Source organism: Xanthomonas sp. F10 (genome assembly GCF_014206815.1).
Classification (GTDB): domain Bacteria; phylum Pseudomonadota; class Gammaproteobacteria; order Xanthomonadales; family Xanthomonadaceae; genus Xanthomonas_A; species Xanthomonas_A indica.
In genome coordinates this window covers 872,295-893,773 of record NZ_JACHNP010000002.1, presented here as the reverse complement: position 1 = coordinate 893,773, position 21,479 = coordinate 872,295, and the positions used below count along the sequence as shown (strand labels likewise).

Sequence of the window (21,479 nt, the reverse complement as noted above, 5' to 3'; positions counted from 1 at the left end):
CTCGGCTTCGGCTGGCTCTTGCGGGCGGCATGCAGCTGACGCTGCGGGCGATGCGACATTGGCATGCACATTCAGTGCGGCCAAAAGGTCGCCCACGTCGCGATCAAAGCGACGCCAGGCTTTCGAAAAGCGCGCTCGGCAACACTGTACGAAGCGCGCGATCACGGAGGACATGATCGCTGCGAGCGATCGCGTTGCGCTGCGCAACATGAAGCACCGAGGCAGAACGCCTTTGGATGATGAGGACTCAGGCCACGCAATACGGATGTGGTGCGGCAGCGTTATGGCCACGCAGTGCCGACCGTGGAACCAGCGAAGCTGCCGCTATTTTCAGTAGAGTTTTCAGGAGCCGGCGAAAAATCACCAAAGGCGACGCCTAACGCGTGGATCGAAGTGGTGGGCCGTGATGGATTCGAACCATCGACCAAAAGATTAAAAGTCTTCTGCTCTACCGACTGAGCTAACGGCCCAAAACAAGACCCCGGCGTTGCACCGGGGCGCGTAGTCTACCCCAGCACGGGGCGTTTCGCGAAATCAGGCGTAGCGGGTCGGGTCGGCGACGCCGGCGTCGGCGAAACCGGCCGCGCGCAGGCGGCAGGCATCGCAATGGCCGCAGGCGCGGCCGGCGTCGTCGGCGCGGTAGCAGGACACGGTGAGGCCGAAATCCACGCCCAGGCGCACGCCCTCGCGCACGATGTCCGCCTTGCTCATGTGCTGCAACGGCGCATGCACGCGCAGCCCGGCCCCCTCCACCCCGGCCTTGGTCGCCAGATTGGCCAGGGTCTGGAACGCATCGATGAACTCGGGGCGGCAGTCGGGATAGCCGGAGTAGTCCACGGCGTTGACCCCGCAGAAGATGTCGGCCGCGCCCAGCACCTCGGCCCAGCCCAATGCCACCGACAACATGATGGTGTTGCGCGCCGGCACGTAGGTGACCGGGATGCCGTCGCCGCCGGCGTCCGGCACCTCGATGTCGTCGGTCAGCGCGGAGCCGCCGATGCTGCGCAGGTCGACGTTGACGGTCTTGTGCGCCACCGCGCCCAGCGCCGAGGCGACCCGCGCGGCCGCATCCAGTTCGGAGGTGTGGCGCTGGCCGTAGCGCACGCTCAAGGCATGCACCGCGAAACCCTGCGCACGGGCGATGGCGACGACGACGGCGGAGTCCATGCCACCGGAGAGAAGGACGACGGCGTTTTTCATGGGGGCGGGGATTCGGGAGTGGGGATTGGGGATTTGCAAAAGCGACGGCACGTGAGCGGATGGGATCCACATGGTGCATTTGACCATGCAGGAGCGGCTTCAGCCGCGATGAAAGTTCGAACAAGATCCGTCGCGGCTGAAGCCGCTCCTACGAATCCCGAATCCCGAACTCCAAATCCCGGCCGCTCAGCGGCCAGGCTCGTCGTTCCACAGCAGCTTGTGCAACTGCATCTGGAACCGTACCGGCAGGCGGTCGGCGACGATCCAGTCGGCCAGGTCGCGCGCGCTCAGTTCGCTCTTGCTTGGCGAGAACCAGACCGTGCAGCGGGTGTCCAGCCGGTGTTCGGCGACCACGGCGCGCGCCCATTCGTAGTCGGCGCGGCCGCACAGGACGAACTTGATCTGGTCGCGCGCGGTCAGCAGCGGCAGGTTCTCCCAGCGGTTGCGGTGCGCCTCCTGCGACGCCGGGGTCTTGATGTCGAGCACCCGCGACACGCGTGGGTCGACTTCGGCGATATCCAGGGCGCCGGAGGTCTCCAGCGAGACGTCGTAACCGGCATCGCACAGGCGCTGCAGCAGCTGCAGGCAGCGCTTCTGCGCCAGCGGCTCGCCGCCGGTGACGCAGACGTGGCGTACGCCGTGGCGCGCCACCTCTTCCAGGATCGCATCGATGTCCCACCATTGCCCGCCGTGGAAGGCGTAGGCGGTGTCGCAGTAGCTGCAGCGCAGCGGGCAACCGGTCAGGCGCACGAACACCGTGGGCCAGCCGGCGCTCTCGGCCTCGCCCTGCAGCGACAGGAAGATCTCCGTCAGCTTCAGGCGGGGCAGCGGGCTTTGGACGATATCGCTGGGAACGGCGGCCATGGCGGGAGAAAAGTGCTCCCGCGACGGCGGCGGCAGCGTAAGGGGCTCAGCGCAACTGCTGGCCGATACGGATCGACTGCAGGCGGTCCTGCGCGGTGCGCGCGGCATCGGAGCCAGGATACTTCGCGCCGACCTGTTGCAGGGTCTGCTCGGCGTCCTGGACGCGGCCTTCGCCGTACTGGGACAGACCCAGCTTGAGCAGCGCGCCCGGTGCCTTGTCGTGGGTCGGATAGCGGCCGATCAGGTCCTGGAACTGGGCCTCGGCCAACTGGAAATTCTTGGTGGCGTAATAGCTCTCGCCGAGCCAGTACAGCGCGTTCGGCGCGTACACGCCGTTCGGGAAGGCCTGCAGGAAGCTCTGGAACAGGTTCGCCGAATCGGCGTACTTGCCTGCCTTCAGGGCGTCGAAGGCGACGTTGTAGGCCGCCCGCTCATCGCCGGCGGCCGCCAGGGTACCGGCGTCGCCGTGCACCGACGGCGGCGGCTCGGCGACGGCGGACGGCTTGCCTGCGGGCGCGGCCGGCGCGGCAGCCGGTGCGGCGCCATTGGCCGGCGGCAACGGCGGCGTCGCCCCTGCCCCTGCACCACTTTCGAGCCGGCCCACGCGGCCATCCAGGTCCAGGTACTGGTCCTTGATCTGCTGCTTGAGCTGGTCGTTGCTGTGCTGCAGTTGTTCGATCGTGGCCTCCATCGACTGCATCTGCGTCCGCAGCTGGTTGAGCTGGTTCAGGATGTCGGTGTTGGCCTGGGTATTCATGGCCTGCTGCTCGAGCGCGGAAACGCGGTCGGCCAGGCTCGCGCGTTGCGCATGAGCCGGCGCGGCGGCCACGAGGGCCGCCGCGACGATCATCGATGTAAGGACACCGATACGCATCTTTTCTTACTGCGCCGTGTAGACGATCTCGACGCGACGGTTCTGCGACCAGCAGGACTCGTTCGACTCGGTGCAGACCGGACGCTCTTCGCCGTAGCTGACCACGGTCAGCTGCGCAGCCGAGCCACCGTTGGCCTGCAGCGCCGAGGACACGGCGTTGGCACGACGCTCGCCCAGGCCCATGTTGTACTCGCGCGAACCGCGCTCGTCGGTGTTGCCCTGCAGGGTGATGCGCGAGGACGGACGGTCACGCAGGTACTTGGCGTGGCAGGCCATGATCGCCTGGAACTCCGGCTTCACGGTGTCCTTGTCCAGGTCGAAGTAGACCACGCGCTGACGCAGGCAGGAATCGGTGTCCAGGTCGCCCGGGCCATACAGACCGGAGGTCGACGGGCCGGTCGGGGCGGTGGTACCGGTGGTGCCGGTGGTGTCGGTCTGGGGCTGTTCCTTGACCTTCTTGGCGCAGCCGGCCAGAGCTGCAACGGACAACAGCGAAACAAGCAGAACGCGGGTGGTCTTGTTCATGGCGATACCTTGTGGCTCCTGGGCCGATGAGGGGTTCAACAGCGAAATATTAACACCAAACTTACATGTCAACGTGCAGTGCGATACGGCGACCAGGACGGCTCGCGCACGTCGCCATCGGCAAGCACCAGACGCTGCCGCACGCGGGCATCGGCCGAGACCGCGTACAGGACGCCACGGCCGCCTTCACGCGCCGCATACAGCACCATGCTGGCGTTGGGAGCGAAGCTCGGCGACTCGTCCAGCGAACCGGTCGACAGCGTGTTCCAGCGCGGCGAACCCAGGCTGCGGTCCATCATCGCGATCTTGTAGGTATTGCCGCTGCCCTGGGCCACGACCAGCTTGTTACCGTCGAAGGACACGCTCGGGGTCGCGTTGTAGTTGCCCTGGAAGGTGATGCGGGTGGCGCTGCCGCCGGTGGCCGGCACCTGATAGATCTGCGGACGGCCGCTGCGGTCGGAGGTGAAGTAGATGCTGTTGCCGTCCGGTGCCCAGGTCGGCTCGGTATCGATGCCGAAGTGGTTGGTCAGCTGGGTCAGCTGCTTGCTGCCCAGATCCATCACATAGATCTCCGGGTTGCCGCTGCGCGACAGCGCCAGCGCCAGCTTCTTGCCGTCCGGCGAGAACGACGGCGCGCCGTTGATGCCGCGGAAGCTGGAGACCAGCTGGCGCGCACCGGTGGCGATGTCCTGGATGTAGATCGACGAGTTGCCGCGCTCGAAGCTCACGTAGGCCAGCTTCTTGCCGTCCGGGCTCCAGTTCGGCGACAGCAGCGGCTCGGCCGAGCGGACGATGGTCTGCGGGTTGTAGCCGTCGGAGTCGGCCACCATCAGCGCATAGCGCATCGCCCCGCCCTTGCCGCTGGCGGTGACGTAGGCGATGCGGGTCCAGAACGCGCCGCGCACGCCGGTGATCTTCTCGTAGATGGCATCGGCCATCTGGTGGGCGACGTCGCGCATGGCGTTGGCGCGGGCGGTCATGGCCAGGCCGAGCATGCGCTCGCCCTTGCCCACGTCGAACAGTTCGTACTCGACGCGGTAGGCGCCCTCGCCGGCGTCCATCACCCGGCCGACGACCAGGTAGCTTTGCTTGAGCGCGCGCCAGGTGGCGAACTGCACTTCGCTGCCGCGGGTGGGGCGCTCGACGATCTGCGACTCGGGCAGGTTGCGGAACTGGCCGGAGCGATCCAGATCGGCGCGGACCACCGCAGCGACGTCGGTGCTAGGCGGGGTCGCCGAGCCTTGGTACGGCATCGGCACGACGGTGATCGGGGTCGCCGAGGCATTGCCGCCGACGATGTCGATTTCCAGGCCCTTGTCCTGCGCGGACGCGGCGAGAGGCAGCAACAGGGCGGTGAGAACGGCAAGCCAGCGCGGCAGTTTCTTCATGGGTCGCTCAGCAGGATCGGAAAGGCGCAAGAGATAGCAATGCGCGGGTGAACGTATTCGCAATCATGAACCATCGCCATGTGAAGCCGATGGCAGGACGCGGCACATTATCGCCCATCGCCCGGGGGGTGGATGGCCGGCCGCGCGCAAACGCAGCGGCGGCGGCCGGTCTCACTGGTCCTGGGCGGTGAAGTTGAACGTCAGGTTGCGCGCGAACACGGTCTCGAAGCCGCGGTAGGGCAGCGGCTGCGCGCGCAGCACGGCGGCCTCGATCGAGCGACGGCCGGCCTCGTCGTACGGGCAGTCGGGACTGACCTTGGCCTCCATCACCTGGCCGCCGGGAATCTGCGTGATCGAGATCTTGCACTTCTGCCCCAGCGGCACCGAATCCGGACGCACCCACTGACTCAGCACCGCCTGCTGGATCGCCGCGGCGTACTTGGCCTGCAGGTCGGTATTGGTGCCGTTCTGGCCCGGCGCCTGCTGCGGCGTGGTGGCCGCGGCCGCCGAGGCCTTCTTGGCGTTCAAGTCGGCGATCTGCTGCAGCTTCTGCTGGGCCAGCTGGGCCTCGCGCTCCAGCTTCTCGCGCTGCTTGCGGATGTCTGCGATCTTCTTCTGCCGCTCCTCTTCCTGCTGCGCGGCCAGGCGCTGCTTCTGCTCGGCCTCCTGCTGGCGCTTCTGCTCGGTCAGGTCGATCTGTTCCTGGCGGCGCTTGGCCTCCTGCTCCTGCTTCTCCTTTTCCTGGGAGATGGCGGTGCGAGTGGCGCGGTCCTGGTCGACCTTGTCGGGCACCGGAACGAAGTCCTGCGCCTTCTGCTGCTGCGGGGTCGGCGCCTGCTGCGGCTTGGGCGTGGGCAGCGGCTGCGGCGGCGGCACCGTGTCTTCCTCGGCGACGTCCTTGACCGGTTCGGGCAGCGGCTCGGGCAAGGGCTTGGGCGCGTCCTTCACCGCCTTCTGCGCCGAGCGCACGTCGGCGGCCGAGACCACCAGCGAGGCCTCGACCATCGGCGAACCGGCGGCCGGTTCGACCTGGCGCACCGGCGACCACCACCAGGCCAGGAAGAACAGCAGCGCGATCAGCACATGCACCAGCAGCGCCAGGGCGACCCCGTAGATCAGGCCCTTGTCGTCGCCGCGGTGCAGCGGCGGGCGGGAGTCGGCTTCAGCGTGCATTGTTTCCGGGCTGACTCATCAGGCCGACCTTGGGCACGCCGGCCTGCTGCAGCATGACCATGGTGTCCATGACCAATTGATAGTTGGAGCTGCCGGGCGCGGCGACGAACACCGGCACGTCCTTGTTCTGGCCGACGAAGGCCTGGATCTTCGCCTTCAGTTCCGGCGCGGCGATCTTCTCCGGCTTGCCGTCCTGCAAGGTCAGCGTGTAGCGGCCCTCGGCATCGACGGTGACGATCACCGGATCCTTCTTGCTCTCCACCGAGCGCGCGGTGGAATCGGGCAGGTCCACGTCCACGCTCAGGCTGAGCAACGGCGCGGTGACCATGAAGATGATCAGCAGCACCAGCATCACGTCGATGTACGGCACGACGTTGATCTCGGACTTGAGCTTGCGGCGCTTGCGGCGGGAAATGGCGGCAGTCATGCGGGAATCCTGGGAGTCGTGGGCAGGCGGGCGACGCTCAGTCGCCGCTGGCCTGGCGCTGCAGGATGGAGCTGAACTCTTCGGAGAAGGTCTCGAAGCGCACGGCCAGGCGCTCGACCCGGGTGGTGAAGCGGTTGTAGGCCCACACCGCCGGGATCGCCACGAACAGGCCGATGGCGGTGGCGAACAGCGCTTCGGAGATGCCCGGCGCGACCGCGGCGATGCCCGCCTGCTGACCGCTATTGATCATGTCGTGCATGGTCACCATGATGCCGAACACGGTGCCGACCAGGCCCACGTAGGGCGCGGTGGAGCCGATGTTGGCGAGCAGTTCCAGGTTGCGCTCCAGGCGGTCCACTTCGCGCGCGTAGGTGGCACGCATCGCTCGCTGCGCGCCTTCCAGCTGGATGCGCGCATCGAGCCGGCGCTTGTCGCGCAGGCGAGTGAATTCGCGGAAGCCGGCCTCGAAGATCGCCTCCAGCCCGCCGACCACGCGGTTGCGGTCGGTGGCGCCGGCGTAGAGCTTGCTCAGGTCGGTGCCGGACCAGAAGCGGTTCTCGAAGTCGTCGGCCTCGCGGTTGGCGTCCTTGAACACCTTGCCCTTGCGGAAGATGATGACCCAGCTGATCAGCGAGCCGAGCAGCAGCAGCAGCACGATCACCTTGACCGGCAGGCTAGCCTTGACCATCAGGTCCAGGTAGTTGATGCCGCCGTGGGCGGCGGTGCTGGCGACGGCCTGGGTGGCGGTCTGGGTCACGTCCTGCGGCAGCGCCTCCACCACCGTGTCCTGCAGGGCCAGGAGCAATGCGATCATCCGTCGTTCCTCAGTAATTCGGCTTCAGTGATTTCAAGAACTTTCAATGCATCGTGCAGCGCGTCGTCCATGCCGCGCGGGCGGAAGCTGCCGGCGCTGAGCGCCGCCACCCGCACCTGCGCGCGCAACAGCAGTTCCCCGTCGTCGCGGCGGATCGACTGCGCGAACACCAGGCTGGCGCGCTTGCACTGCGACAGCGCGACGCCGACCTGCAGGGAGTCGTCCAGGCGTGCCGGGCGCAGGAAGTCGAGCTGCATCGCGCGCACCGCAAACACCAGGTCGTGTTGCAGGCGCAGGCGCTCCTGACCATACCCCAGCGCCCGCAACCACTCCGTGCGCGCCCGCTCCAGGAAGGCCACGTAGCGCGCGTGGTAGACCACGCCACCGGCGTCGGTATCTTCCCAGTAGACGCGTGTCGGCCAACTGAATAGACGCCGGGAGTGGGGATTGGGGAGTGGGAATTCGCCGGGCGACGGCGTGTTCGGGTCGATCGCGGTCAAAACAGCGCTCCTGTATCCCCGATCCCCATTCCCGAATCCCGCTTGGGCTGCAAGCCCAAGTGCAGATAGGCCTTGTTGGTGGCCATGCGGCCGCGGGCGGTGCGGATCAGGTAGCCCTGCTGGATCAGGTAGGGCTCGATCACGTCCTCCAGGGTGCCGCGTTCCTCCGACAGCGAGGCGGCCAGCGACTCGACGCCGACCGGGCCGCCGTCGAAGTACTCGATGATGGTGCGCAGCATGCGCCGGTCCAGCTCGTCGAAGCCCTCGGCATCGACCTTGAGCATCTGCGTGGCGGCCTGCGCCACCGCCAGGTCGATCTGCCCGCCGGCACGGACCTGGGCGAAGTCGCGGACCCGCCGCAGCAGGCGGTTGGCGATGCGCGGGGTGCCGCGCGCGCGCCGGGCGATCTCGGCGCAGCCGTCGGCGTCGCAGGCGATACCGAGGATGCTGGCGGAGCGGCGCACGATCTGCGCCAGCTCGTCCGGGGTGTAGAAGGCCAGGCGCTGGACGATGCCGAAGCGGTCTCGCAGCGGCGCGGTCAGCAGGCCGGCGCGGGTGGTGGCGCCGATCAGGGTGAACGGCGGCAGGTCGATCTTGATCGAGCGCGCGGCCGGCCCCTCGCCGATCATGATGTCGATCTGGAAGTCTTCCATCGCCGGATACAGCACTTCCTCGACCACCGGCGACAGCCGGTGGATCTCGTCGACGAACAACACGTCGTGCGGCTGCAGGTTGGTCAGCAGCGCGGCCAGGTCGCCGGCCTTCTCGATCACCGGGCCGGAGGTGACCCGCAGGTTGACCCCCAGCTCGTTGGCGATGACGTGGCTCAGCGTGGTCTTGCCCAGGCCCGGCGGCCCGAAGATCAGCACATGGTCCATCGCCTCCCCGCGCGCCTTGGCCGCCTCGATGTAGATCGACAGCTGCTCGCGCACCGGCTGCTGGCCGAGGTAGTCGTCCAGCCGCTTGGGGCGGATGCTGGCCTCGGCGACCTCATCCTCGCGGGTGGCGCTGCTGGCGATGATGCGGTCCATTTAGAGCCGGGATTGGGGAGTGGGGATTCGGGAGTGGTCGCGCAATAGTATCGGCTGCGGGACGGTCTCGGCGCCATGGCCTTGACCAATCCCGAATCCCGACTCCCCAATCCCGGCCGCCGCAGGCGGCCTCAGATCTCCACCTGCGCGCCCAGTTCCACCAGGCGGTTGCCGGGGATGCGGAAGAAGCCGGTGGCGGGGGCGGCGTTGCGGTGCATGACCGCGAACAGCTTGTCGCGCCAGATCGGCATGCCGCGGTTGGCGCTGGCTACGATGGTCTCGCGGCTGGCGAAATAGGTGGTGTCCATCGGGTCGAAGTAGATCCCGCCCTGGTCGCAGGAGCGCATCAGCGCCAGCGGCACGTCCGGGGTCTCCATGAAGCCGAAGCGCACGTAGACGCGGTAGAACTCGTCGCCGATCGCGTCGATCTTCAGCCGCTGCCCGGCCGCCGCGTACGGCACCTGCAGGGTCTCCACGGTCAGAAACACGTTGCGCTCGTGCAGCACCTTGTTGTGCTTGAGGTTGTGCATCAGCGCGTGCGGGACGACCATCGGGTCGGCGGTCAGGAACACCGCGGTGCCGGGCACGCGCACCGGCGGCGCCAGCATCAGTCCGGGCAGGAAGGTGTCGAGCTTGATGCCGTCCTTGCGGATCTCGTCGTGCAGCAGCTTGCGGCCGCGGCGCCAGGTACGCATCAGGGTGAACAGGATCAGGCCCAGCAGCAGCGGGAACCAGGCGCCGTCCAGGAACTTGATGATGTTGGCGTAGAAGAACGCGCAGTCCACCGCCAGGAACACCAGGGCGAACAGCCACAGCAGCGGCGCCGGCACCCGCGGGTTGGCGCGCGCGTAGATGACCATCAGCACGGTGGTGATCAGCATGGTGCCGGTCACCGAGACGCCGTAGGCGGTGGCCAGCGAGGTCGAGTCGCCGAACCCGATCACCGCCACCACCACCAGCGCCAGCAGGCACCAGTTCACCGCCGGCACGTAGATCTGGCCGATGGTGGAGTGCGAGGTGTGGCGGATGTGCATGCGCGGGATGTAGCCCAGCTGCATGGCCTGGCTGGCCACCGAGTAGGCGCCAGTGATCAGCGCCTGCGAGGCGATCACCGTGGCCGCGGTGGCCAGCACGATCATCGGGTACAGCGCCCACTCCGGCACCGCCTCGTAGAACGGATTGCTGACCGCGGCCGGGTCGCGCAGCACCAGCGCGCCCTGCCCCAGGTAGGTCAGGGTCAGCATCGGCAGCACCACGAACTGCCAGGAGCGGCGGATCGCCTTGGCGCCGAAATGGCCCATGTCCGCGTACAGCGCCTCGCCGCCGGTCACCGCCAGCACCACCGCGCCGAGCACGAACACCGCGTGCCAGTTGTGCTCGGCGAAGAAACGCACGCCCCACCACGGGTTCAGCGCATGCAGTACTTCCGGCGCGCGCGTCATGTTGTAGACGCCGATCGCGCCCAGCGCCACGAACCAGACCAGGGTGATCGGCCCGAACGCCTTGCCCACCCGCTCGGTGCCGTAGCGCTGGGCCATGAACAGCATCCCCAGCACCACCAGGGTGATCGGCACCACGAACGGCTCCAGCTTGGGCGCGGCCACCTCCAGGCCTTCCACCGCCGACAGCACCGAGATGGCCGGGGTGATGACGCCGTCGCCGAAGAACAGCGAGGCGCCGAAGATGCCGAGGATGCCGACCACGTACATCGAGCGCGAGCCGCCCGGCAGGGTCCGCTGCGCCAGCGCGGTCAGCGCCATGATGCCGCCCTCGCCGTCGTTGTCGGCACGCATGATCACGGTGACGTACTTGACCGTGACCACCAGCATCAGCGCCCAGAACACCAGCGACAGGATGCCCAGCACGGTGTCGTGGTCCGGGGTCAGCCCGTAGTGCGGCGAGAACGCCTCCTTGAGCGTGTACAGCGGACTGGTGCCGATGTCGCCGAAGACCACGCCGATGGCGGTCAGCATCACCCCAAAGCCCGTCTTGGCGTGCGGATCGTGGCTGCCCGGGCGGGCGGCGGAACTGGAGGAGCTGGACATGGTGGGAAGAGTAGCGCCAGAACGTGAAGAAAGAGCGGGGAGAGCCAGGCCGACCGGGCGGTCAGCGCAGCGCCGCCTGCAGGGCCTTGCGGATCACCGTGGCGACCTCGTCGCCGTCGGCGGCGGCGTCGCGCGCCATCTTCGCCGCCTCGGCCGGCTTGTAGCCGAGCTGCTGCAGCGCCACCGTGGCCTCGGATACCGCGTCGGTGCCCAACTGCCCGGTCACCGGCGCGCCGCCACTGAAGTCGGCCGCGCGGTCGCGCAGTTCCACCACCATGCGCTCGGCGGTCTTCTTGCCGATACCGGGGATGCGGGTCAGCGCGGTGACGTCGGCGGCGGTGATCAGCCGCGCGAACTCGTCGACGCTGACCCCGGACAGCACCGCCAGCGCGATCTTCGCGCCGATCCCACTGACCCGCTGCACGTCGCGGAACAGGCGCCGCTCGCCCTCGCGCAGGAAGCCGTACAGCGACACGCTGTCCTCCTTCTGCGCATAGTGGGTGAACAGGATCACGTCGCGACCGACGTCGGGCAGGTCGTAGAAGGTGCTCATCGGCGCCTCCAGCTCATACCCCACCCCGCCCACGTCGATCACCAGCCACGGCGGCTGCTTGTAGGCCAGGATCCCGCGCAGACGGCCGATCATGGGGCGCCTCCTTGGAGGCGCCGGGATTGGGGATTGGGGATTGGGGATTCGCCCAAGCGGCGCCGGCGCGCGCGCGCACGGCTGTTGCCAATCCCGAATCCCGAATCCCGAATCCCAGCTCCACTCATTTTCTACTCCACGCCTGCTGCGTGCTGACGCCCAGGCGCTGCGCGGTGGCGCGCACGTGGGCATGGGTGATGGCGACGGCCAGTGCGTCGGCGGCGTCGGCCTGAAGTTTGCCGGTCAGGCTCAGCATGAGACCGACCATGTGTTGCACTTGTTGCTTCTCCGCCGCGCCCTTGCCGACCACGGCGAGCTTGATCTCCTTGGCGGCGTACTCGTGCACCGGCAGCTCGCGCAGCACCGCCGCGCAGATCGCCGCGCCACGGGCGTGGCCGAGCTTCAGCGCCGCGTCGGCGCTCTTGCCCATGAACACCCGCTCGATCGCCACTTCCTGCGGGCGGTACTCCTCGATCAGCGCGTCCAGCCCGAGCAGCAGGCGCTTGAGCCGCAGCGCGAAGTCGCCCTCGCCCAACAGCAGCAGCGGCGCATGGTGCACGTGCCGGGTACGGCCGGCCGCGTCCACGTCGATGATGCCCACGCCGGTACGCTGCGAGCCAGGGTCGATGCCGAGGATCCGGGTGAAACCGGGACCCGGGACCCGGGACCCGGGACCCGTGGAAGCGTTTGCCGTCCGAGTACTGCGGCCCGACGCAACCATCTGCGACGGCAACGCGTTCGGTACCGGCACAGCTCCGTTCCGGGTCCCGGGTCCCGGGTCCCGGGTCCCGGCTTTCATGGTGTCAGCCCCCGTCACTCAGCGCGGCCTGGTCCACGTTGGAATAGACGTTCTGCACGTCGTCCAGGTCTTCCAGCATGTCCAGCAGCTTACGCACCTGCACCGCGGTGTCGCCGTCCACGGCGATGTCGTTGTCGGCGCGGAAGGTGATTTCGGCATGGTCGGCGGCCAGGCCAGCCGCGTCCATGGCGTCCTTGACCGCCTGGAACGCTTCCGGTGCGGTCAGCACGTCGATCGCGCCGTCCTCGGGATAGACCACGATGTCGTCGGCGCCGGCCTCGATCGCCGCCTCGGTGATCTTCTCCTCGTCGGCGCCGGCGGCGAAGCTGAGCACGCCCAGGCGCTTGAACATGAAGGCCACCGAGCCGTCGGTGCCCATGTTGCCGCCGCACTTGCTGAAGGCATGGCGCACGTCGGCCACGGTGCGCACGCGGTTATCGGTCAGGCAGTCCACGATCACCGCCACGCCGCCCGGGGCATAGCCCTCGTAGCGCACTTCCTCGTACTCCACGCCTTCCAGTTCGCCGGTGGCCTTCTTGATCGCCCGCTCGATCACGTCCTTGGACATGTTGGAGGCCAGCCCCTTGTCCATCGCCACGCGCAGCCGTGGGTTGTTGGACGGATCGCCGCCACCGGCGCGCGCGGCGACGCCGATCTCGCGGATGATCTTGGTGAAAATCTTGCCGCGCTTCGCATCAGATGCGTTCTTGCGGGCTTCGATCGAGGGGCCTCTACCCATGGGGCGTTCCGGACAGTTGTAAGGACAAGGCGCGGATTTTACCTGATGCCGCGCACATCCCGGGGTCCGGCCACGCCGGCGACTCGCCGGAACCTGCGCCATGCCCGGTCGCTCGCCACCGGGAGCGCCGCTGCCCCGCGCTGGCCGACACGCCTGCCACAGCGCACACCAGGGCCGTGGTGCCTATCAAGCAGCGGCGGACTGTCTACCCGCAGGCACAGCGGCGTGCGAGAACTGTCAGCCCCATGGGAACGCTGAACGCACACGGGTCGTGCCCGCGTTCCATCGCACCGAAGGAGATCCCCATGTCCCGCAGTACGTCCATCCCCGTGCCGTTCCTGTCGCTGGCCCTGCGCTGCCTGGGCCTGGCTGCGCTTGCCGCCCCGGGCCTGGCCAGCGCCCAGACCGATGCCTTCCGGGGGCGCTACAGCGCCGGCTTCACCACCTATGCGATCAGCGGCCAGGAACCCCGCGCGACAGGCAAGTACCCGGTCTACGTGCATATCGGCGGGACCGGCGAGAACTACCAGAGCAATTGGGCGATGGCCGCGGTGAATGCCGCGGCGGCCAAGGGCTTCGTGGCCGCCTCGGTGGAGTACGACAACACCAGCTTCGGCAGCTGCGGCGTCATCGGCAACCGCGCCAAGGCCATCTTCGATGCGCAGAATCTCAACAGCGCCATCGCCCAGATTTGCGCCCGCGACAAGGCCGACTGCTCCAAGGGCGTGGTGACCGGCGGGCTCAGCCAGGGCTCGATCATCTCGGTACTGGCGCACGACTACGAGCCCCGGGTCGCCGCCTCGTTCGGCCAAGGCACCGGCGCGACCTACACCGCCTACTACAACCTGGCGTCCTGCATCGCCGACGGCAACCATTCGCTGCCGTCCGATCGCCTGCGCATCATCAACGGCGAGCGCGACATGTTCGTCGGCGGCACCGAGAACATCGCCCGCACGCAGGCGCAACTGGTCACCGGCCTGCGCTGCGACGGGCAGCAGTCGTGCTTCAGAAGCAACGGCAGCGGCTGGTACATCGTCAAGAACCGGGAGGTGCAGGACCTCTACGCCGACCACTGCTTCATGGGCTTCGGCGGCTACCCCGGCACCCAGTGCACGGGACTTCTGGTCGACGGCAACTACCGCAGCGGCACCGCCGCCTGGGCGCTCAATCCCACGCTGGACTGGTTGAAGACCTTCGTGACGCCATAAGGCACGGCATCGCCCCGCACCGGCGCCAAGGCGGTCGCGGAGACCGACGCGGCGCGGCCGACGCCGCAGGGCGCCGGGTTCTGGCAGCCGCCGGCTCAGGCGGCGAAGCGACCGTCGCGCAGGAACGCGGCGGTCTGCCGCGCGGCCTCCACCGAGAACAGCAGGCCGCTGTGGCTGGCGCGGACCTGGCAGTGATCGCCCAGGCCGGGCACGCGGGTCTCGGCCAGGGCCACGCTGCCGTCGGACTCCGGCCCCAGCGCGGCGAAGCGCGCGCCCAGCCCACGCGCCACGGTGCCGGCGACCATGCCGACCTCGGCCGGCCCGTCCCAACGTGCCACGCCCCGCTGCAACAGCGCCGCGCTGCGGCCCAGCGCCAATCCGAGCCGCCGTTGCGCCAGGGCACGCGCGGCGGCACTGCCGGCCAGCGGGCTGCCCAGGCACACCACCCGGGTCACCGGGAGCGAGGGCACCTGCCGCAAGGCCTGCAAGGCGATCAGGCCGCCGAGGCTATGCCCGACCAGCGCCACCGGACCGGTGGCGGCCATACGTTCAATGCGGGCGTGCAGCCGTGGGAGCGCGGCTTCGGCGCCGCCGAACGCGGTCGAATAGCCGAAGCTGGCGACGCGCCAGCCATCGCGACGCAGGCGCAGCGCCAGCGGCAACAGCCACGGCCGCGCGTTCCAGATGCCATGCAGCAACAGCACCTGCGGCGCGGCGATGCGCGGTTCAACCGCAGGTGGTGCGGACGATGTGATTGCTGCCATCCAGGAACACGTTGAGCCGGTCCAGGCGCAGATCGCGGGTCACCGCCTGGCCCGGCGCGATCGGCCGCACCACGCCGGCTCCGCTCTCCTTCCAGACCCGGCTCATGGTCGCCTGGGTGGCCTCCTGGCCGACCGCCCAGGCCACGGCCTCGACGTTGCAGCGGCCATCGCCCTGCACGGTCGGCCCGCCGCTGGCCGGCTGCAGTCTGGCCGGCGGCGCGCACGCGGCCAGCAACGGCAACACGGCGGCGATTCCCATCCACGGTCGGAACATGACGCGCTCTCCTGCAGGCTGGACAGGCCAGCACTCTAGCGCGCCTGCGTTGCCGCGGTGTCGACGTGGCGGCGCCTGGGGCGCGCCCGGCTGCAGGCCTCAGGCCGCGCGCGGCGGCCGGCGCAGGATGAATTCCAGGTCGCGCACCTGCCCCACCGGGAACTCGTAGGTGCCGACCTTCTCGAAGCCGTAGCGGGCGTAGAAACGCTGCGCGCCCAGGTTCTCCGACCACACGCCGACCCACAGCGTGCGCGGGCCGTCGCGTTCCAGCCAGGCCAGGGCGGTCTCGAACAGCCGCGCACCCCAACCGCCGTTCTGGTGCGCGCGCAGCAGGTACAGGCGCTTGAGTTCGCCATCGCCGGGACGCACCTCGGCATGCGGCAGGCCGCAGGGACCGGCCGCGGCGTGCCCGACCACGGCGCCGTCGTGCTCGACCAGCCAGATCGCGTAGTCCGGATGCGCCAGCACCACCTGGGCGCGCTCCAGCGAATAGGCCTCGTCGAGGAAGGCCTGCAGGTCCTGCGCCGGATACAGATGGCCGAAGGTTTCGCAGAAGGTGGCCGCGGCGATGCGGGTCACCGCGGCGGCATCGTCCGGCGTGGCGCGGCGAATCAGCACGGCTCAGCGCGCCGGGTGCGCGGCGTCGGCGTCGGCCTCTTCGCCGTCGTCCTCGTCCTCGTCGTCGCCGTCTTCCTCGTCCTCTTCTTCCTCGTCGTCTTCCTCGTACTCGTAATCGTCCTCGCCGAAATCCTCGCCGTCCCAACGGCCCTCCGGATCCGGCACGAACGCCAGCGGCGCGTTGGCGCCGCTGCCGGCGCGCACCAGCCAGCCGCCGAACACGCGCGCGCGCTGGGTGACGATGGCCTCCACTGCGCCCTCGTTGCCGAGGGTTTCCCACTCCAGATTGAATGCGGTCTCGCTCATGTGTCGGCCTGCTACGGTTGGGAGAACGGGATCACTGCGCCTGCGGGCGCACCTGCACGTGCACTTCGGCCAGCTGCGCGTCGGCGATCGGCGACGGCGCGTCGGTCATCAGGTCCTGCGCGCCGGTGGTCTTGGGGAACGGGATCACGTCGCGGATCGACTCGGTACCGGCCATCAGCGCGGCGATACGGTCGATGCCGAAGGCGATGCCGCCGTGCGGCGGCGCGCCGTAGTTCAGCGCATCCAGCAGGAAGCCGAACTTGGCGCGCGCTTCCTCGGCGCCGATGCCGAGCAGCTCGAACACCGCGCTCTGCATGTCCGGACGGTGGATACGGATCGAACCGCCGCCAATCTCGTTGCCGTTGAGCACCATGTCGTAGCCGCGCGATACCGCGGTCTTGGCGTGCGTGCGCAACTCGGCGATGTCGTCCACCGCCGGCGCGGTGAACGGGTGATGCAGGGCCACGTAGCGCTGCGCCTCCTCGTCCCACTCGAACATCGGGAAATCGGTGACCCACAGCGGTCGCCAGCCGTCGGCGATGAGGTTGAAGTCCTTGCCGGCCTTCAGGCGCAGCGCGCCCATGAAGTCGGAGACCTTGCCGTAGGCGCCGGCGCCGAAGAACACGATGTCGCCGTTGCCGGCACCGACGTGGGCGAGCAGCGCGGCGAAGGCGGCCTCGCCGAAGAACTTCTGGATCGGCGAGCTGATCTCGCCGCTGTCGGCGATCTTGACGTAGGCCAGGCCCTTGGCGCCGTACTTGGCGGCGTGCGCGGCGTATTCGTCGATCTGCTTGCGCGAGAGGCTGGCGCCGCCGGGAATGCGCAGCGCGGCGACGCGGCCATCGGGATCGGCGGCCGCGGCGCTGAACACCGCGAAGTCGCTGTCCTTGACCAGCTCGGCCACGTCGGTCAGCTCCAGCGCGATGCGCAGGTCCGGCTTGTCCGAGCCGTAGCGGCGCATGGCCTCGGCCCAGGTCATGCGCGGGAATGCGGCATCCAGTTCGACGTCGACCACTTCCTTGAAGATGGCGCGGACCATCGCCTCGACGAAGTCCTGCACGTCGCGCTCGCGGACGAAGGCGAACTCCATGTCGAGCTGGGTGAACTCGAGCTGGCGGTCGGCACGCAGCGCCTCGTCGCGGAAGCAGCGCGCGATCTGGTAGTAGCGGTCGAAGCCGGCCACCATCAGGATCTGCTTGAACAGCTGCGGCGACTGCGGCAGCGCGTAGAACTCGCCCGGGTGCATGCGCGCCGGCACCAGGAAGTCGCGCGCGCCTTCCGGGGTGGCCTTGGTCAGGATCGGGGTCTCGATGTCCTGGAAGCCGCGCTCGTCCAGGTAGCGGCGCAGCGCCTGCACCAGCTTGATGCGGGTGCGCTGCATGCGCTGCATCTCCGGGCGGCGCAGGTCCAGGTACCGGTACTTCAGGCGGGTTTCCTCGCCCGGGTTCTCGTGCGCGTGGAACGGCAGCGGCGCGGCCTTGTTGAGCACGGTGATGGCGGTGGCGATCACCTCGACCTTGCCGCTGCGCAGCTTGTCGTTGACCGCATGCCGCGCGCGCACCACGCCCTCGACCTGCAGCACGTCCTCGTAACCGAGACTGGCGGCGACCTTGAACACCTCCGCGTTCTCCGGCTCCACCATCACCTGCACGATACCTTCGTGGTCGCGCAGGTCGATGAAGCACACGCCGCCGAGGTTGCGGGCCACGTCGGTCCAGCCGGCCAGGGTGACGGTTTGGCCGATCAGGGTCTCGTCGACCAGGCCGCAGAAGTGGGTACGCATCGCTAGCTCCAAACAGGGGGCGGCCGGCGCAGAAGGCGCCGGCAAGCCCGGTATTCTGCGGCGGCGCGTCGGCCCGGGCAAATCGCGCATGACTCATCCTGGCTTAAGTCGGCCTGCGGCTATAGTCCGCGCACCATTCACGGGGAGGAGAGAACCCATGTTGAAGCCCCTTGGCACCTGGCTGGTGATCGCCGCGCTGGCCCTGGCCAGCGCCCCGGCCGCGGCCCAGAGCGCCCGCGCCTACGCCCCGCAGGACCTGCGGCAACTATCGATCCCCGGCCGGGTGCGGGTGATCGAGCGCGAATACGCCGACCAGTCGCGCGGCCGGCAGATCCCCGACGACCAGCTCGAGTTCTACCTGGACCAGATCGACCGCGGCTGGGGCTTCGGCAACATCCAGCAGGACATCGCCACTTCGCTGCGCGGCAGCGGCGGCGGCTGGCGGCAGGAACCGGGCTTCGACGGCCGCACCGTCGCCTGCTCCAGCAACGATCGCCGCCGCCAACAGTGCGCGACCCCGTTCCGTGGGCCCGCCCGCCTGGTCGGCACCCTCTCCGACTCGCCCTGCATCGAGGGCCGCACCTGGGGCTCGGCGCCGGGCGTGGTGTGGGTGGACCAGGGCTGCCGCGGCCGCTTCGTCGAAGGTCGCGGCGATTGGGGCGGCAACTGGGGCGGCGGCGGTGGTGGTGGCGTAGCCGGCACCGTGCGCTGCGAGAGTCAGGACCAGCGCCAGCGCGTGTGCCCGACCGGCTGGCGCAACGCCATGCTGGTACGCCAGCTGTCGGACACCCGCTGCATCGAGGGCCGCACCTGGGGCTCGCGCGATGGCGCAGTGTGGGTCGACGACGGCTGCCGCGGCGAATTCGCCCAGGGCCGCGGCGGCGGTGGCTGGGGACCGGGCCGGCCGCCGCTGGACAGCGGCTATACGGTGACCTGCAGCAGCGACGACAAGCGCCTGCGCACCTGCGCCTGGGACCGCCGCCAGGGCCGCCCGGTGCTGATCGAACAGCTGTCGGGCACCACCTGCGCGGAAGGCCGCAGCTGGGGCTACGAAGGCAATACGGTGTGGGTCAACGGCGGCTGCCGGGCGCGCTTCGGCGCGCGCTGAGCAAGGCGAATGCGGGCCGCCCGCGATGTCGGGCGGCCCGATGCCGGCGTGAGAAGTCGATTTCCAGGGGCAGCTCGTACCGTTTTTGGATTACCGCGACCGGGTGATGCCTGGTCGCGGCTGAAGCCGCTCCTACGAGGAGCCGCGCCTGGCGCGGCTTGGCCAGGTGGGGCTCAGGTCGCCGCAGGCTTGGCCGCGGCGGGCGCCGGCGCCGGGGCGGCGGCAGCCGCCGGCTTGGCTGGGGCGTCGGACGCAGCTGCAGCCGCGGGCTTGGCCTCGCTGCTGCCGCCCGTGCTGCCCGACTCGGCGAGGTTGCGCTTCTTGTCGCCGTCCTTCTTGAAGTCTGTCTCGTACCAGCCGCTGCCGGACAGGCGGAACGCCGGTGCAGTGAGCTGGCGCTTGACCGCCGGGGCGGCGCAGGACGGACAGGTCTCAGGATCCGGATCGGACAGTTTCTGCAGGCGGTCGAAGCTGTGACCGCATGCGGCACATTGGAAAGCGTAGATCGGCATGGCGGCAAAAACGCGAGAGCAACGGAGGCGGCCAGTATGGGGGCCGCACGCCGGCTTTCAAGCGCTCTCGCTCATGCCGGCCCGGGCTGGGGCCGCGGCAGCGTCTCCGCCGCGCCCACGGGCGGCGTTGGCGCCTCCGCTACCGGCGCCTCGGCGACCGGCGCGTCCGGCGCCGCCGGTGCCTGCGCCGACGCGGGATCCGCCGGCGCGGCCGGCGCCCCTTCCAGCGGGCTGACGTCGAACGGCATGCGCAGCAACAGCGCCGGCAGCAGCGTGGTCAGGGCCGCGTACAGCAGCAAGGCGCCGAACAGGGCGTCGGCGATGGCGAAGCGGTCGCGCAGGATCCCGGCCAGCACCAGGGTGAAGATCAGCGTCGGCGACAGCGCCAGGGACACCCGCAGGCTGCTGCGCGCGCCTTCGCCGAACAGCACCCGCCGCTGCAGCCACAGAATGCCGATGCGCAGCGGCAGCACGCAGGCGGTCATGGCCAGGCCCAGGCCCAGCGCCTGCAGGCTCAGCGCCCCGCTCGGCACCTTGGTGCCGGCATTGAAGAAGTAGAACGGCACGAAGAACGAGGCGAACAGGCGCACCGCCTGCAGGTTCTCGTCGGAGGCCAGCAGCGGCATGCGCTGGCGCAGCAGCCGCGCCACCAGCCCGGCGATGAACGCACCGACCAGGTAGTACACGCCCAGCGAATAGGTGATGTAGGCGGCGATCAGGCCGACCATCACCAGCAGCGAGAATTCCGAGCCCGGTGCCTGCGGCGCCACCCAGCGCCCCAGGGCCACGAACAGCAGCGGCAGGCCGACCAGCATCGCCACCAGCGCCAGGCTGGACAGGCCCATCTGCCAGGGATCGCCGGCCTGCAGGATCACGAACAGCGCCGCCAGCGCCAGCAGCTCGCCGGCGATGGCCTTGCTGGTGACCCAGAAGCGTTCTTCCTCGTCCAGCCCCAGCCGCCCCAGCGACTCGATGATGAAACCGGTGGACGGGGTCAGCAGGGCCAGCGCCAGCAACCCGGCCGCCTGCCACGGCAGCGCGGCGTAGCGCCAGGCCAGCCAGCCGACGCCGAACAGGGTGCCGCCGCGCACCACCAGGTGCAGCAGCAGCGGCCACAAGCCGCGGCGCAGCGCCTTCGGGTCCACTTCCAGGCCGGCGAACAGGAACAGCGACGAGATGCCGAGCGTGGCCAGCAGGGTCACCACCGGGTCGTGCGCGCGCGGTCCCATCGCCAGCATCGCGATGATGCCGAACAGCAGACAGGTCAGCGGCGCCGGCATCTTGAAGCGCTGCAACGCGCGCGGGATCACCAGCAGGGCGAAGATCAGCAGCAGGTAGATCAGTTCGTGGCTCATCGGGCAGGAGGTTCCATCGCGGGCCCGCCGGCGGCGGCAGCGGCGATGATGCCGGTTCGCCCGTGTTGTGCGCCATCACGGCGAAGCGCCGGCTGCGGTCGCGGGCCCAGTGCAGCGTCTGCGTGCAGCGGCGCGTCCACGCGGGGCACTGCCTGCCTGCGGCGAATCCGCATCGCATCCAGGCATCCGTGCCCGACACGAACGCGTCCGGCGCACACGCCGCGCACGCGAACGCCCTCCCGGGCAGCCGCGCGAACGCAACGGTTCCGCCTCGACCGCCGTCCCTCCGTTGCCGCTGCGCGTAGCGGGCGACATCGCCCCGCCTCGATTCATGCCGATTTGCGCATGATGCATGGATTCGCAAGATCCCGGTCATATGCACGAAACCGCTCGATCGGACCATGAGCGCCCCTCACGCAAGCCACGCAACCGATGACCGTTTCGGCGTATTTCCGCACCCCCGCCCCAACCCTGCTGGCCCTGGCGCTGGCCGCCAGCATCGCCTCCGCCCACGCCGCCGAGACCA

23 protein-coding genes and 1 tRNA gene are annotated in these 21,479 nt (G+C 69.2%); 2 read left to right on the top strand and 22 right to left on the bottom strand.

Annotated features, from left to right (window positions below; translation table 11 throughout):
• Positions 1 to 394: 394 nt before the first annotated feature.
• The 15 genes from FHR56_RS15255 to FHR56_RS15185 all read right to left on the bottom strand — a co-directional run bounded on the left by FHR56_RS15255 (position 395) and on the right by FHR56_RS15185 (position 13,025).
• Positions 395 to 470, bottom strand: a tRNA-Lys gene (locus FHR56_RS15255).
• 64 nt (positions 471 to 534) lie between these two features.
• Positions 535 to 1,200: a 7-cyano-7-deazaguanine synthase QueC gene (queC, locus tag FHR56_RS15250; RefSeq protein WP_026143259.1), complete on the bottom strand. Its 666-nt coding sequence runs from the start codon at positions 1,198 to 1,200 to the stop codon at positions 535 to 537.
• Positions 1,201 to 1,386: 186 nt separating this feature from the next.
• Complete coding sequence (gene queE / locus FHR56_RS15245) at positions 1,387 to 2,064, bottom strand: 7-carboxy-7-deazaguanine synthase QueE (RefSeq protein WP_019798162.1); 678 nt, start codon at positions 2,062 to 2,064, stop codon at positions 1,387 to 1,389.
• Positions 2,065 to 2,110: 46 nt separating this feature from the next.
• Positions 2,111 to 2,938 (bottom strand): tol-pal system protein YbgF, encoded by an 828-nt coding sequence (ybgF, locus tag FHR56_RS15240; protein ID WP_184502662.1) that lies wholly within the window; start codon positions 2,936 to 2,938, stop codon positions 2,111 to 2,113.
• A gap of 6 nt (positions 2,939 to 2,944) precedes the next feature.
• Complete coding sequence (gene pal, locus FHR56_RS15235) at positions 2,945 to 3,463, bottom strand: peptidoglycan-associated lipoprotein Pal (protein ID WP_010344309.1); 519 nt, start codon at positions 3,461 to 3,463, stop codon at positions 2,945 to 2,947.
• Positions 3,464 to 3,531: 68 nt separating this feature from the next.
• Complete coding sequence (tolB, locus tag FHR56_RS15230) at positions 3,532 to 4,851, bottom strand: Tol-Pal system beta propeller repeat protein TolB (RefSeq protein ID WP_019797276.1); 1,320 nt, start codon at positions 4,849 to 4,851, stop codon at positions 3,532 to 3,534.
• A gap of 171 nt (positions 4,852 to 5,022) precedes the next feature.
• On the bottom strand, positions 5,023 to 6,024 hold the full coding sequence (gene tolA / locus FHR56_RS15225; protein WP_019797277.1) for a cell envelope integrity protein TolA: 1,002 nt from the start codon (positions 6,022 to 6,024) through the stop codon (positions 5,023 to 5,025).
• Positions 6,014 to 6,451 (bottom strand): protein TolR, encoded by a 438-nt coding sequence (gene tolR, locus FHR56_RS15220; RefSeq protein ID WP_010344312.1) that lies wholly within the window; start codon positions 6,449 to 6,451, stop codon positions 6,014 to 6,016. The genes tolA and tolR overlap by 11 nt, the downstream gene beginning before the upstream one ends.
• 37 nt (positions 6,452 to 6,488) lie before the next feature.
• The gene (gene tolQ, locus FHR56_RS15215; RefSeq protein WP_017907448.1) at positions 6,489 to 7,265 is read right to left on the bottom strand and encodes a protein TolQ; all 777 of its coding nucleotides are present in this window, start codon (positions 7,263 to 7,265) and stop codon (positions 6,489 to 6,491) included.
• A complete protein-coding gene (ybgC, locus tag FHR56_RS15210; RefSeq protein WP_160946541.1) occupies positions 7,262 to 7,756 on the bottom strand; it encodes a tol-pal system-associated acyl-CoA thioesterase in 495 nt (164 codons plus the stop codon). The genes tolQ and ybgC overlap by 4 nt, the downstream gene beginning before the upstream one ends.
• A gap of 5 nt (positions 7,757 to 7,761) precedes the next feature.
• Positions 7,762 to 8,796, bottom strand: a complete 1,035-nt coding sequence (gene ruvB, locus FHR56_RS15205) for a Holliday junction branch migration DNA helicase RuvB (protein WP_160946513.1) — start codon at positions 8,794 to 8,796, stop codon at positions 7,762 to 7,764.
• A gap of 131 nt (positions 8,797 to 8,927) precedes the next feature.
• The gene (locus tag FHR56_RS15200) at positions 8,928 to 10,769 is read right to left on the bottom strand and encodes a potassium transporter Kup (protein WP_237473108.1); all 1,842 of its coding nucleotides are present in this window, start codon (positions 10,767 to 10,769) and stop codon (positions 8,928 to 8,930) included.
• A 133-nt stretch (positions 10,770 to 10,902) separates the two neighbouring features.
• A complete protein-coding gene (gene ruvA, locus FHR56_RS15195) occupies positions 10,903 to 11,487 on the bottom strand; it encodes a Holliday junction branch migration protein RuvA (protein ID WP_010344317.1) in 585 nt (194 codons plus the stop codon).
• Positions 11,488 to 11,611: 124 nt separating this feature from the next.
• A complete protein-coding gene (ruvC, locus tag FHR56_RS15190; RefSeq protein WP_202406919.1) occupies positions 11,612 to 12,208 on the bottom strand; it encodes a crossover junction endodeoxyribonuclease RuvC in 597 nt (198 codons plus the stop codon).
• Between the two features lie 82 nt (positions 12,209 to 12,290).
• Positions 12,291 to 13,025: a YebC/PmpR family DNA-binding transcriptional regulator gene (locus FHR56_RS15185; protein WP_010344319.1), complete on the bottom strand. Its 735-nt coding sequence runs from the start codon at positions 13,023 to 13,025 to the stop codon at positions 12,291 to 12,293.
• A 305-nt stretch (positions 13,026 to 13,330) separates the two neighbouring features.
• Between FHR56_RS15185 and FHR56_RS15180 the strand changes: the two genes are divergently transcribed.
• Positions 13,331 to 14,233 carry a hypothetical protein gene (locus FHR56_RS15180; RefSeq protein ID WP_160946515.1) on the top strand — a complete coding sequence of 301 codons (903 nt, stop codon included), beginning with the start codon at positions 13,331 to 13,333 and terminating at the stop codon, positions 14,231 to 14,233.
• Between the two features lie 95 nt (positions 14,234 to 14,328).
• On the opposite strand, the gene FHR56_RS15175 is transcribed toward FHR56_RS15180, so the two are convergent.
• The 5 genes from FHR56_RS15175 to aspS form a co-directional block, all read right to left on the bottom strand.
• On the bottom strand, positions 14,329 to 14,997 hold the full coding sequence (locus tag FHR56_RS15175) for an alpha/beta fold hydrolase (protein ID WP_160946516.1): 669 nt from the start codon (positions 14,995 to 14,997) through the stop codon (positions 14,329 to 14,331).
• Complete coding sequence (locus tag FHR56_RS15170) at positions 14,960 to 15,271, bottom strand: I78 family peptidase inhibitor (protein ID WP_237473103.1); 312 nt, start codon at positions 15,269 to 15,271, stop codon at positions 14,960 to 14,962. The genes FHR56_RS15175 and FHR56_RS15170 overlap by 38 nt, the downstream gene beginning before the upstream one ends.
• A gap of 99 nt (positions 15,272 to 15,370) precedes the next feature.
• Positions 15,371 to 15,889, bottom strand: a complete 519-nt coding sequence (locus FHR56_RS15165) for a GNAT family N-acetyltransferase (RefSeq protein WP_160946517.1) — start codon at positions 15,887 to 15,889, stop codon at positions 15,371 to 15,373.
• Between the two features lie 3 nt (positions 15,890 to 15,892).
• Positions 15,893 to 16,195 (bottom strand): DNA primase, encoded by a 303-nt coding sequence (locus FHR56_RS15160; RefSeq protein ID WP_160946518.1) that lies wholly within the window; start codon positions 16,193 to 16,195, stop codon positions 15,893 to 15,895.
• 31 nt (positions 16,196 to 16,226) lie between these two features.
• Positions 16,227 to 17,978 carry an aspartate--tRNA ligase gene (gene aspS / locus FHR56_RS15155; RefSeq protein WP_160946519.1) on the bottom strand — a complete coding sequence of 584 codons (1,752 nt, stop codon included), beginning with the start codon at positions 17,976 to 17,978 and terminating at the stop codon, positions 16,227 to 16,229.
• A gap of 157 nt (positions 17,979 to 18,135) precedes the next feature.
• On the opposite strand from aspS, the gene FHR56_RS15150 reads away from it, so the two are divergent.
• The gene (locus tag FHR56_RS15150) at positions 18,136 to 19,086 is read left to right on the top strand and encodes a DUF3011 domain-containing protein (RefSeq protein WP_160946520.1); all 951 of its coding nucleotides are present in this window, start codon (positions 18,136 to 18,138) and stop codon (positions 19,084 to 19,086) included.
• A 173-nt stretch (positions 19,087 to 19,259) separates the two neighbouring features.
• On the opposite strand, the gene FHR56_RS15145 is transcribed toward FHR56_RS15150, so the two are convergent.
• Both FHR56_RS15145 and FHR56_RS15140 read right to left on the bottom strand, forming a co-directional pair.
• Positions 19,260 to 19,598 carry a zinc ribbon domain-containing protein gene (locus tag FHR56_RS15145; protein WP_160946521.1) on the bottom strand — a complete coding sequence of 113 codons (339 nt, stop codon included), beginning with the start codon at positions 19,596 to 19,598 and terminating at the stop codon, positions 19,260 to 19,262.
• Between the two features lie 71 nt (positions 19,599 to 19,669).
• Positions 19,670 to 20,953, bottom strand: a complete 1,284-nt coding sequence (locus FHR56_RS15140) for a cation:proton antiporter (protein WP_160946522.1) — start codon at positions 20,951 to 20,953, stop codon at positions 19,670 to 19,672.
• Positions 20,954 to 21,479 lie beyond the last annotated feature (526 nt).

Coding starts and splice junctions, on each gene's coding strand:
- queC (WP_026143259.1), bottom strand. CDS start 1,200: ATGAAAAACGCCGTCGTCCTTCTCTCCGGTGGCATGGACTCCGCCGTC.
- queE (WP_019798162.1), bottom strand. CDS start 2,064: ATGGCCGCCGTTCCCAGCGATATCGTCCAAAGCCCGCTGCCCCGCCTG.
- ybgF (WP_184502662.1), bottom strand. CDS start 2,938: ATGCGTATCGGTGTCCTTACATCGATGATCGTCGCGGCGGCCCTCGTG.
- pal (WP_010344309.1), bottom strand. CDS start 3,463: ATGAACAAGACCACCCGCGTTCTGCTTGTTTCGCTGTTGTCCGTTGCA.
- tolB (WP_019797276.1), bottom strand. CDS start 4,851: ATGAAGAAACTGCCGCGCTGGCTTGCCGTTCTCACCGCCCTGTTGCTG.
- tolA (WP_019797277.1), bottom strand. CDS start 6,024: ATGCACGCTGAAGCCGACTCCCGCCCGCCGCTGCACCGCGGCGACGAC.
- tolR (WP_010344312.1), bottom strand. CDS start 6,451: ATGACTGCCGCCATTTCCCGCCGCAAGCGCCGCAAGCTCAAGTCCGAG.
- tolQ (WP_017907448.1), bottom strand. CDS start 7,265: ATGATCGCATTGCTCCTGGCCCTGCAGGACACGGTGGTGGAGGCGCTG.
- ruvB (WP_160946513.1), bottom strand. CDS start 8,796: ATGGACCGCATCATCGCCAGCAGCGCCACCCGCGAGGATGAGGTCGCC.
- FHR56_RS15200 (WP_237473108.1), bottom strand. CDS start 10,769: ATGCTGACCGCCATCGGCGTGGTCTTCGGCGACATCGGCACCAGTCCG.
- ruvA (WP_010344317.1), bottom strand. CDS start 11,487: ATGATCGGCCGTCTGCGCGGGATCCTGGCCTACAAGCAGCCGCCGTGG.
- ruvC (WP_202406919.1), bottom strand. CDS start 12,208: ATGGTTGCGTCGGGCCGCAGTACTCGGACGGCAAACGCTTCCACGGGT.
- FHR56_RS15185 (WP_010344319.1), bottom strand. CDS start 13,025: ATGGGTAGAGGCCCCTCGATCGAAGCCCGCAAGAACGCATCTGATGCG.
- FHR56_RS15180 (WP_160946515.1), top strand. CDS start 13,331: ATGTCCCGCAGTACGTCCATCCCCGTGCCGTTCCTGTCGCTGGCCCTG.
- FHR56_RS15175 (WP_160946516.1), bottom strand. CDS start 14,997: ATGGCAGCAATCACATCGTCCGCACCACCTGCGGTTGAACCGCGCATC.
- FHR56_RS15170 (WP_237473103.1), bottom strand. CDS start 15,271: ATGTTCCGACCGTGGATGGGAATCGCCGCCGTGTTGCCGTTGCTGGCC.
- FHR56_RS15160 (WP_160946518.1), bottom strand. CDS start 16,195: ATGAGCGAGACCGCATTCAATCTGGAGTGGGAAACCCTCGGCAACGAG.
- aspS (WP_160946519.1), bottom strand. CDS start 17,978: ATGCGTACCCACTTCTGCGGCCTGGTCGACGAGACCCTGATCGGCCAA.
- FHR56_RS15150 (WP_160946520.1), top strand. CDS start 18,136: ATGTTGAAGCCCCTTGGCACCTGGCTGGTGATCGCCGCGCTGGCCCTG.
- FHR56_RS15145 (WP_160946521.1), bottom strand. CDS start 19,598: ATGCCGATCTACGCTTTCCAATGTGCCGCATGCGGTCACAGCTTCGAC.
- FHR56_RS15140 (WP_160946522.1), bottom strand. CDS start 20,953: ATGAGCCACGAACTGATCTACCTGCTGCTGATCTTCGCCCTGCTGGTG.